The sequence below is a fragment of the Cytophagia bacterium CHB2 genome, from assembly GCA_030263535.1.
In the GTDB taxonomy this organism is placed as follows: domain Bacteria; phylum Zhuqueibacterota; class Zhuqueibacteria; order Zhuqueibacterales; family Zhuqueibacteraceae; genus Coneutiohabitans.
Genome location: SZPB01000062.1, coordinates 20,411 through 31,493 on the forward strand (window position 1 = coordinate 20,411; position 11,083 = coordinate 31,493).

Genomic DNA, 11,083 nt, shown 5'->3' on the forward strand with positions numbered 1-11,083 from the left:
AGTATTTTTTTCCAGAAATCACATCTGTTGTTGAGGTAAAGATTTTTGGTTAAGTTACTAAGGGCATATGGTGGATGCCTTGGCACGAGAAGTCGATGAAGGACGTGGTAAGCTGCGATAAGCTCCGGGGAGATGCAAACGATCTAAGATCCGGAGATTTCCGAATGGGATAACCCATCCCGCCCGAGCGGGATACCTCCTGCTGAACACATAGGCAGGAAGGAGACAACAGAGGGAATTGAAACATCTCAGTACCTCTAGGAAAAGAAAGCCAATGCGATTCCCGAAGTAGCGGCGAGCGAAACGGGAACAGTCTAAATCTACTGCATGTCAAGCCTGCGTGCGTTGTGCAGTAGAGGTTGCGGGAAGGAACTGGATAGAGATGCAGCTCTGTCGGGAAGTCAAAAAACATTATCTTAGTCGAACCGATCTGGAAAGCCGGCCAAAGAAGGTGATAGCCCTGTAGGCGAAAAGATAATGTCTTCCTCGGTTCTTCTCCCAAGTACTGCGGGACACGTGAAATCCCGTGGGAATCCGGGTGGACCATCATCCAAGACTAAATACTCTCTCGTGACCGATAGTGAACCAGTACCGTGAGGGAAAGGTGAAAAGCACCCCTGGCGGGGAGTGAAATAGTACCTGAAACCGTATGCCTACAAGCAGTGGGAGTCCCGCTTCGGCGGGATGACCGCGTGCCTTTTGCATAATGAGCTGGCGAGTTACTCTATGCAGCAAGGTTAATCTGTTTAGCAGAGCAGCCGAAGCGAAAGCAAGTCCAAATAGGGCGATTGAGTTGCATAGAGTAGACGCGAAACCAGGTGATCTACCCATGGCCAGAGTGAAGCGACCGTAACAGGTCGTGGAGGCTCGAACGCACGGAAGTTGAAAATTCTGGCGATGAGCTGTGGGTAGGGGTGAAAGGCTAATCAAACTTGGTAATAGCTCGTTCTCCTCGAAATAGCTTTAGGGCTAGCCTCATAGGAGAGTGACGGAGGTAGAGCACTGGATGGACTAGGGCTCTCACAAGGGTACCAAACCCAACCAAACTACGAATGCCGTACACTTGCTCTATGGGAGTCAGGCGAGGGGGGATAAGCTTCTTCGCCAAAAGGGAAACAACCCAGATCATCAGCTAAGGTCCCTAAGTGTAGACTGAGTGAGAAAGGATGTGAAATCGCTTAGACAACCAGGATGTTGGCTTAGAAGCAGCCATCATTTAAAGAGTGCGTAATAGCTCACTGGTCAAGCGCTTTTGCGCCGATAATAATCGGGACTAAGTCTACCACCGAAGCTGTGGGCTCAATCGTAAGATTGAGCGGTAGAGGAGCGTTCCACTAACCTGCGAAGGTACACCGTCAGGTGTGCTGGAGGACGTGGAAATGATTATGCCAGCATAAGTAGCGATAATCCCGGCGAGAACCCGGGACACCGAAAATCTAAGGTTTCCTGAGTAAAGTCAATCTGCTCAGGGTTAGTCGGTCCCTAAGCCGAGGCCGAATGGCGTAGGTGATGGAAAACAGGTGAATATTCCTGTACCGTCTTGAGATCGTCTGAACGATGGGGTAACGCAGAAGGGAACGTCAGCCAGGCGTTGGATGTCCTGGTCTAAGCTGGTAGGAGGATCGGGTAGGTAAATCCGCTCGATCACGACTCCGAGAAGCGAATGGGAAATGCGGCTTTTGCCAAACCAACTGACATGTACCATGCTGCCAAGAAAAACCTCTAAGTGAGATCGATAGGCGACCGTACCGCAAACCGACACAGGTAGATGAGGAGAAAATCCTAAGGTGCTCGAGCGAGCTCTGGTTAAGGAACTAGGCAAACTAACCCCGTAACTTCGGAAGAAGGGGTGTCCTGCTTGGTCAGGTCCCTCGCGGACCAAAGCTAAGCGGGATCGCAGAGAAATGGCCTGGGCGACTGTTTACTAAAAACACAGGTCTGTGCGAAGTCGTCAAGACGACGTATACGGACTGACACCTGCCCGGTGCTGGAAGGTTAAGAGGAGAGGTTATCCCGAGCAATCGGGAGAAGCTTTGAATCGAAGCCCCAGTAAACGGCGGCCGTAACTATAACGGTCCTAAGGTAGCGAAATTCCTTGTCGGGTAAGTTCCGACCTGCACGAATGGTGCACGAATGGTGTAACGACTTGGGCGCTGTCTCAACCAGAGGCTCGGCGAAATTGTAGTACCGGTGAAGATGCCGGTTTCCCACAACGGGACGGAAAGACCCCATGAACCTTTACTATAGCTTAGCACTGTGTTTCGGTATTGCATGTGTAGGATAGGTGGGAGACGTCGATCCGGCGGCGCTAGCCGTCGGGGAGTCAACCTTGAAATACCACCCTTGTTATATTGAGACACTAACCTGGCACCCTGATCGGGTGTAGGGACCCTGCTAGGTGGGTAGTTTGACTGGGGCGGTCGCCTCCCAAACTGTAACGGAGGCGCCCAAAGGTTCCCTCAGCATGGTCGGCAATCATGCGTAGAGTGCAAGCGCATAAGGGAGCTTAACTGTGAGACTAACAGGTCGAACAGGTGCGAAAGCAGGGGCTAGTGATCCGGCGGTAGTGTATGGAAATGCCGTCGCTCAACGGATAAAAGGTACTCTGGGGATAACAGGCTTATCGGGCCCAAGAGTTCACATCGACGGCCCGGTTTGGCACCTCGATGTCGGCTCATCGCATCCTGGGGCTGGAGAAGGTCCCAAGGGTTTGGCTGTTCGCCAATTAAAGCGGTACGTGAGCTGGGTTTAGAACGTCGTGAGACAGTTCGGTCCCTATCTGTTGTGGGCGTAGGAAATTTGAGGGATGCTGCTCGTAGTACGAGAGGACCCGAGTGGACGGACCTCCAGTATACCAGTTGTCATGCCAATGGCATAGCTGGGTAGCTGTGTCCGGATGGGATAAGCGCTGAAGGCATCTAAGCGCGAAACCCTTCCCAAGATGAGATTTCCCTGGCCGTAAGGCCACTAAAGGCTCCTCGCAGATGACGAGGTCGATAGGTCACAGGTGCAAGAATGGCAACATTTTTAGCCGAGTGATACTAATCAGCCGTGCGGCTTAACCAATTTTTTTATCTCTTCAACAGATGTTTTTTTGGATTTAATCGCAAGAGCTTACATCTAGTTATTTTATAAATTTGAAAAATTCCGGTGACTTTGGCGGAGGGGTCACACCTCTTCCCATTCCGAACAGAGTCGTTAAGCCCTCCTGCGCCGATGGTACTGCCTTGGTAACGAGGTGGGAGAGTAGGTCGTTGCCGGGAATTATATGGCCTTCTTGATCAAAAATCGAGAAGGCCTTTTTTATCTCTACTCCACGCTTTTCCTGCTGAAATCCCGTTTCTGTACTGACAATTTGGTTGCTTTTTGCCCTCATGATCTTCATTATAGCATGACAGAATAGACTAAAATTTCCAACGGTGAATTCTCTATCTTCATTTTAATCCTGTCAACAAGTAAGCCCAAAATCCCTGCACAGAAATCGTGCTCTGGGATTTTGGGGGACTTAACTTCAGGTGACTGGTATGGCATCGCTCGTGGGCCGGGTTCTTGGTAGTGGGCGTTATGAAATTATCGAGCTTTATGGCAAAGGCGCATTTGCCGAAGTGTATCGCGGCCGCCAGCTCAACTTAAACCGCGATGTAGCCGTCAAAGTCTTGAACGAAGATTCCTCGCGCGATGACAGCCTGGTCAAGCGATTCCACAACGAGGCCGCTGCGGTCGCACGCTTTGATCATCCCAACATCATCAAAATTTTCGATCACGGTGAAGAAGAGTATATTCACTATTATGTGATGAACTTCCTGCCGCGCACGCTGCGCAGCCTCTTTCATCCCAATCGCCCGCTTCCGCACGAAATTGTTTTGCAGGTGGCCAGCCAGCTCGCCGCCGCTTTAGCCTATGCCCAAACCATTGTCAATAATTTTGTGCATCGTGACATCAAACCCGAAAACGTCATGCTGGATCAGAGCCACAACGCCGTGCTCTCGGATTTCGGCTTGGTGCGCGGCGATGAAATCTCGCGGCTGACCGTGGGAGACAATGTGATCGGCACGCCGACCTACATGTCACCCGAACAAATCCGTGGCAAAACACTGGATCCGCGCTCGGATCTTTACGCGCTTGGAGTGTTGCTCTATGAATGCGCCACCGGCGCGCCGCCATTCAAAGGTGATTTGATGGCCGTTTGCCATCAGCATGTCAGTGAGCCGCCGGTCGCCCCGCGTTCGCTCAACCCGGATTTATCGCCCGAGGTGGACGCGCTGATTTTAAAACTTCTCGAAAAAGCACCGGAAAAACGTTATCAATCTGCCGCCGAAGTGTTAGCCGCGTTGGCTGATTTACCAGGCGACCTTCTCGGCAAGCATGGCAATATTTATTCGCTGCCAACCATGCCGGTGACGCGCAAACCGCAAACCAGCTCCACCCCGCCGCAAGGCTCAACTCCGACGTCGCGATCGTCCCTACCAACCTCGCCGGCAAAGCCTCGAACCGGGAACAAGTTGTTTCCCGTTTATGTGTTTGTCGGAATTAGCGCCCTCGCGCTGTCCGTAGCGCTCTTTAATTACTTCCGCCAGCCCGGCGCGCAACCGCGTAGCGCACAAGCACAACTAAAGTCGCCGCGCTCTACTCCAACCTCAACCGTGCCGCCTTTGGCGCCTGCGATGGGAAGTATAAATATTGAAAGCACGCCGCCGGGTGCGGCCATTTACTGGAATGGTATTCAACAAAAACATGTCACGCCGGCGCGCTTTGACAGCTTGAAACCAAGCCGCTACGCCGTGAGATTAACGTTGCCTGGGTATGAAGCATGGAACGGCTTCGTTACCATACAACAGGACTGCACCGCCACGATGCAGGCGACGCTTGCGCCCAGCCTAAGCCCCGCAAAGCCGGCTGTAACGAAAGTATCGATTTCGATTGTGACGCGTCCACCCGGGGAGATCATTCTCGATGGCAAAAGCCTCGGCGCACCGCTGAGCGGGGCAAGAACTGCGCTCGTCACGCCCGGGCGGCATGATCTACAAATTCGTTTAGAGTCTTATCCCACGGTGAAACGCGACCTTTGGGTGAAGGAGGGCTCCGATCAATCCTTTGTCATCGACTTGTTCGGTGAGATCAGTGTGCAAGCATTCGACGAAATCGGTGACCCTTTATTCGGCGCGGTTTTTTTGGATAACGTTCAAACGTCGTGGAAGTCAGACGGTTCGCGCCATAAACTCATTGCCGGGGAATATCGTGTGACCGTCAAAAGCTTCGGTTATGAAATGATTGAATCCCCCAAAAAAATTATTGTAACCGGCGGCGATTACCGCCCGATCGTTGTTCAGATGAGAAAAGAGTAAACATCCACCGTAGCCTTTCCTTTCGCATCGTTCCCCCCTGTTAGTTCCCGCCATCAAATACTCGGCTTTGTTTTTATCATCATTCGAGTTACGCATTCTCGCCGCGAGCAAGTACAATTGTTGGTATAAAATTTCTTTGCGAATTTACAAAAATAGAACGTTGCCAATTCCGATCATCTCTGCCTTGTAAAGGCCTGGTTTATTTTAAGCACAAGCCGTTTACGCTCACCTGCCGCAACATGGGCTTCAACCGGCTGCGAGGGTAAAGTGACTGGTACGCATTACGGTTTCATAAATTTTTTGGAACCCTTGCGGCCAATCGATCGCCTCAGCGCTTGGTGCAACGGTTCAAATACGAGGCGCTGTCCGGCTTCTTTTGCCCGGAGATTTCGGAGTACGCTGATTTTTGTTTTGGGCGTTTGGCAGAATCCCGGGCAGAGTCATTGTTTCGACTGCAGCTCTCGCAGGTCTCACCTCCCGCAACTCATGCATCTTTTGATGCCACAGACTGATTTCGTTTTGTAACTGAACAGGTCACGATTTAACAGGGAAATTTGTATGCATCGTATGACAGGATCAATTCGGGCTGGGCTTTTCGGCCTGGTGTTGAGTCTCTTGTGCGGCGGCAATCTTTTGGCGCAAACCGGCACAACACTCGCATCGACAACGACCGCGGGATATAGGAAAGCCAATCAGAACAAAGTTTTTTACCATGACGGTAAGTGGTGGGCATTGGCCTTTCATCAGGCCCAAGGCGCCTGGTACATTTGGCGGCAAGATGGCGCCTCCTGGACCCGAACCAATAAGTTGGAAAAAAATATCAACTATAATTTGGATGTGCTGCTCGATTCCACCGATGGCCCCGGGCGGTTGTACATTCATGCTTCACACCACACCAAACCCAAGTTTCGGCGATATACCTACGCGGCGGGCGTCTGGGCCATTGATCCCGGTTTTCCCAAAAAGAACTTCCAGGATTTTGTGCATTCCGATAACAGCAATCCGCTCGCGATGACCATGGCCAAAAACGGCGAGCTTTGGATGTTCCGCGTCTACAACCAGCAATTGGAGGCAAAGCGCTCCTCGGATAAAGGCGTCAACTGGAGCAGCCCAATTTTGATTACCTCGAATCTCACGGACCCCAAAGGCACCATTGACGCTGTAACCTACTCAACCGCTGCCGGAGATTTTGTCGGCGTGGGCTACGCTCAACCGAACAGCAATGGCACGGGGCAGCTCGGCTTTTTTTATCACAAAGACGGGGACGCGGAAACCGTTTGGACCGATGAGTCTGCAAGTGTGAGCGCAATGGGCAGCGAAAAGTCCCAAAACAACATCAACATGGCGGTTGACGGCGCCAACAATGTTTATATGTTCGTACGCACGGCCGGCGGCGCTTCCACCGATCCTCGCAATACTCTCTACAAACGTTCGGCGGCGGCTGGCACATGGGCAGCTTTCATCGTCAATTCGGTGGGATCAGGCGTGGCCTGGCAGTCACCGGCGCTTGCGATCGACGGCGAGAATGGCCGTCTCTATGCGATGGGCCGGAATATGAGCAGCAACATTGTGGAGTACAAGGTTTGTTTCATCGGCCAGGAAAGCACGCTCGCAAGCGCGGCAATACAGACTCTGCTCGCAAACGGGGCGCAGGCATTCGAAGAGATTAGCTCGCCCACGGGTTTGTTCAATGCCACAACCGACATATTAATAACAGGCGATAACACGACTGCTGATGACATTTGGTTCAATAAAATCGATATCGTTTCTGGCGGCGCGCCGGTAACGATCAACTCCGCCATTGTGACTCCCAGCACGGTTGCGACGCCGGGAGAATATACGATTGACCTCACTCTTGGCACTTCCGGCGCTTTGACTGCAGGAGCCGGTACGATTACTGTCACGTGGCCGAATGATACAAATGTTCCCGCCTCCATCGCGGCCGCGCAGGTAACGGTAAATGGCGTTGCGGCATCATCTGTTGTCACGAATACCGCAGCGCGCACGGCAACCGTGACCGTCCCTGCAGATCTCGCGAACAGTGCGAATGTGTCGCTGGCGTTCAGCAGCGCCGCGAATATTATCAACCCGACTACCGTTGGAAATTATTCGCTGCAAGTTGCCACAAGTGCGCAGCCGGTAAACGCCCTTTCTCCACAATATGCGATTCAAGGTTCGTTCGTGATTGGCAACATCACGGTGACCCCGGATACGGCTGAGTATCCTGCCGCTTATGAGATTCCACTCACGCTTGGCGCGGCGGGCGGCCTGGCCGGCGGTAGCGGTACAATCACCGTCACCTGGCCCGTGGGTACTTTCGTTCCTGCTGTGATCGCCCCCGCGAATGTGACCGTTAATGGCGTTGCCGCCGCGAATGTTACGGCGAATCAGGTATTGCGCCAGGCGGTCGTAACCGTGCCGCAAGCGCTCGCCGGTAGCGCAAATGTCTCTTTGATTTTCACAAGCGCCGCAGGCGTTGTCAATCCTGTTTCCGGCAATTATACTCTGGAGGTTTTTACTAGTGTGGAAGTTGTTCCGGGAATTTCTCCGAGTTATGCCATTCAATCGCAACCGCCGGTGGTGGTGGGCAATGTTACAGCCAGCCCAAACGGCGCTGCCAGTGTGGGCAGTTATACGATTCCCATCACACTCGGACCTCATGGCGGTTTATCTGCTGGCAGCGGCACGATTACGGTTACGTGGTCGAACGATACGAATGTACCGAACACGATTGCCGCAGCAAATGTGACTGTTGACGGCGTAGCCGCCAGCAACGTGGTCACGAATCAAGCGCTGCGCCTCGCAACCGTGACGGTTCCCAACATTTTGGCAAATGGCGCGAATGTGACGCTGGTTTTTGCGGCGGGCGCGAACATTACCAACCCCTCAGTGGCGGGCAATTATTCGCTGCAAGTGACCACCAGCAAACAAAGCGCGATTGCGAATTCGCCGGACTATACGATTGCTGCGCAGGCGCCGGTTGTGGTCGGCAACATCACCGTGAATTCAAATATTGCGGGCGAGATCGGCAGCTATACGATACCGGTTACGATTGGGCCTGGCGGCGGCCTTGCGGGCGGGAGCGGTACAATCACTGTTACTTGGCCGACCAATACCAGCGTGCCCGGCAGCATTAATACTAGCGCTGTAACGGTGAACGGCGTGAATGCCTTCGCGGTCAGCGCGAACAGCGCCACGCGCCAGGCAACCGTGACAGTGCCCAACGCCATTGCCAACAATGCCAGCATCAGTTTGGTTTTCACGAACGCCGCTTCCATCTCCAATCCCAGCATCAGCGGCGAATACTCGTTAAGCGTGCATACCAGTAAGCAAACGGTGGATGCCGCCTCGCCGGGTTATTTGATTGATCCTTCCTCCAACCCGCCGCCCTCGAGCACCGGCACACCGATAGCCGGCACTGGCGGCGACTATGACAAGCCGCATCAAAGCCGGGTCTTTTTTCATGACGGCAAATGGTGGCTGACGGCGCTGAATAAAAGCGAGAATCAATGGAAGCTGTGGAAACTTAACGGCACGACGTGGACCGATCAAGGCCTCGTTATTGCGAATGATCGCGCCTATCGCCCGGACTGCTTTGTCGTGAACGCGAGCAACAAGCTCTATGTTTTTGCGTCGGGCACCTCATCGTCGAGATTCTTGCGTTTGAGTTACAGCGGCGGCGCCTGGAGCATCGATAGCGGCTATCCGGTAACGATCTCGAACTTCTCTCATTCCGGCGAAAATTCGATCAGTTTTTCGCGCGCGAACAACGGCGAATTGTGGGGCGTTCGTACCAACAGCCTGCAAGTGCAGGGCATCGTTTCGACCGATGAAGGCCAAACCTGGTCAAATGTAATCGTCATCAAATCCGGTCTGCACAACAATGCGCTCACCGATTGCCATCCGTTTACGGTCGGCGGCACGAGTTACATGGGCGTGTGCTATTCAGAAAACTCCGCCGGCAACTCGATTGTCGGTTTTCTGCGCCACCAAGACGGCGCCAACTCATCATCCTGGACGGATGAAACCGGATCGCTGCCTTCTTACAGCGGAACAACTTCGGATGATCATATCAATATGGCCGTTGCGAATGATGGTGTGGTTTATCTCATCACCAAAACCGATGGCGGCGGTGCAACCATTGTTGACAATGGGCTGTACAAACGCGCCACCAACGGTTCGTGGCAATTGTTCCCGGTGAATCGCAACAACGCGTGGACGCGGCCGACCATCAGCATCGATCAGAGCAATAATGAACTCTATGCCATCGGCACGCCGGAAGGCAATCGTTTGGGTTATTATAAGAAGGTCGCGATCGGCAGCGAAGGTGATTTTGAAAATACGGCGCAAGCAACCCTTTTCTCGGGCGATGTCAATGCTTTTGTCAACCTTTCGACGGCGCAGCACAACCATACGAACTCTTCGGGGCTGATGGTAACGGTTGAGCATGATTCCGAGAAACAGATCTATTACAACCTGATCTACTTTGGCTATGTGCCACCGCCACCGCCGGTAGCGGTCAACAGTGTTCTTGTCGATCCCAATACGACGAATGCCGTCGCAGCGTATACCATCGGCCTCACGTTGGGAAGCACGGGCGCTTTGACCGGCGGCTCTGGCACCATTACTGTGACCTGGCCGGACAATACTGTTGTGCCCGTCGCGATCGTGAACAGCGCGGTTATGGTGAATGGCGTTGCTGCAAGCAATGTTGCGACGAATACGGCGAATCGTTTTGCCGTGATCACTGTGCCAAACAACCTCGCGGCAAATGCCAATGTCACGCTGGCTTTCACGGCTGCAGCGGATATCGTCAATCCCGCCAGCGTTGGCGATTACACATTACAAGTGAAAACCAGCGCGCAGCCCTCGCAAGCAACCTCGCCGAGCTACAATCTCGAAGCGCCGGTACCGGTTGTGGTTGGCAACATCACGGTGAATCCGAATACCACCAGCTTTGCCGCAAGTTATGAAATCCCGTTTACACTCGGCACAAAGGGCGCATTGACCGGTGGAAATGGCACGATTACCATTACCTGGCCGGACAATACCACTGTTCCGGCGAGCATGGCAACGAGCAATGTCACGGTCAATGGCGTCAATGCCACTGCGGTAACAACTAACGCGGGCACTCGCCAAGCGGTGGTTACAGTGCCGGGCAACTTGGCTGCCAGCTCGAATGTGACGTTGTTGTTCAACAGCGCAGCCGGCCTGGTGAATCCTACCACGGCGGGCAACTATACGCTGATCGTGCAAACCAGCGCGCAGCCGGTGGATGCAACCTCGCCGTCATACGCGATTGATGCGCCAGTACCCGTTACCGTGAGTAACATTACCGTGACGCCTGACTCGATTGGTCAGATAGCGAGCTATAACATTCCGTTCACACTTGGCGTAAATGGCGCATTAGCGGCCGGCAGCGGCACGATCACCGTCACCTGGCCCAATGATACGCAAATACCCGCAAGCATTGCGATAAGCAACGTGTCGGTAAATGGCAGCAATGCCGCTGCCGTGGTAACCACGCCTGCCTCGCGACGCGCTGTCGTGACGGTTCCCAATGCGCTGGCTGCTAGCTCCAACGTTACTTTGTTCTTCAGCAGTGCCGCGGGCATTGTAAATCCCACTGCAGCGGGCGGATACGTTCTTAATGTACAAACGAGCATGCAGCCGATCGACGCGGCCTCGCCGACTTACAATATCTTCAGTGAAGAACCGCCGCCGCCACTTGGTACCGG

At 53.4% G+C, this 11,083-nt stretch carries 2 protein-coding genes and 2 rRNA genes; all 4 read left to right on the forward strand.

Annotated elements, in window-relative coordinates:
* Nucleotides 1-42 precede the first annotated feature (42 nt).
* Nucleotides 43-3,071 (forward strand): 23S ribosomal RNA (locus FBQ85_08620).
* Nucleotides 3,072-3,146: 75 nt separating this feature from the next.
* Nucleotides 3,147-3,263, forward strand: a 5S ribosomal RNA gene (gene rrf, locus FBQ85_08625).
* Nucleotides 3,264-3,524: 261 nt separating this feature from the next.
* A complete protein-coding gene (locus FBQ85_08630; GenBank protein MDL1875216.1) occupies nt 3,525-5,345 on the forward strand; it encodes a PEGA domain-containing protein in 1,821 nt (606 codons plus the stop codon).
* Between the two features lie 558 nt (nt 5,346-5,903).
* On the forward strand, nt 5,904-11,083 hold a 5,180-nt coding region (locus tag FBQ85_08635), incomplete at its 3' end, for a hypothetical protein (protein MDL1875217.1).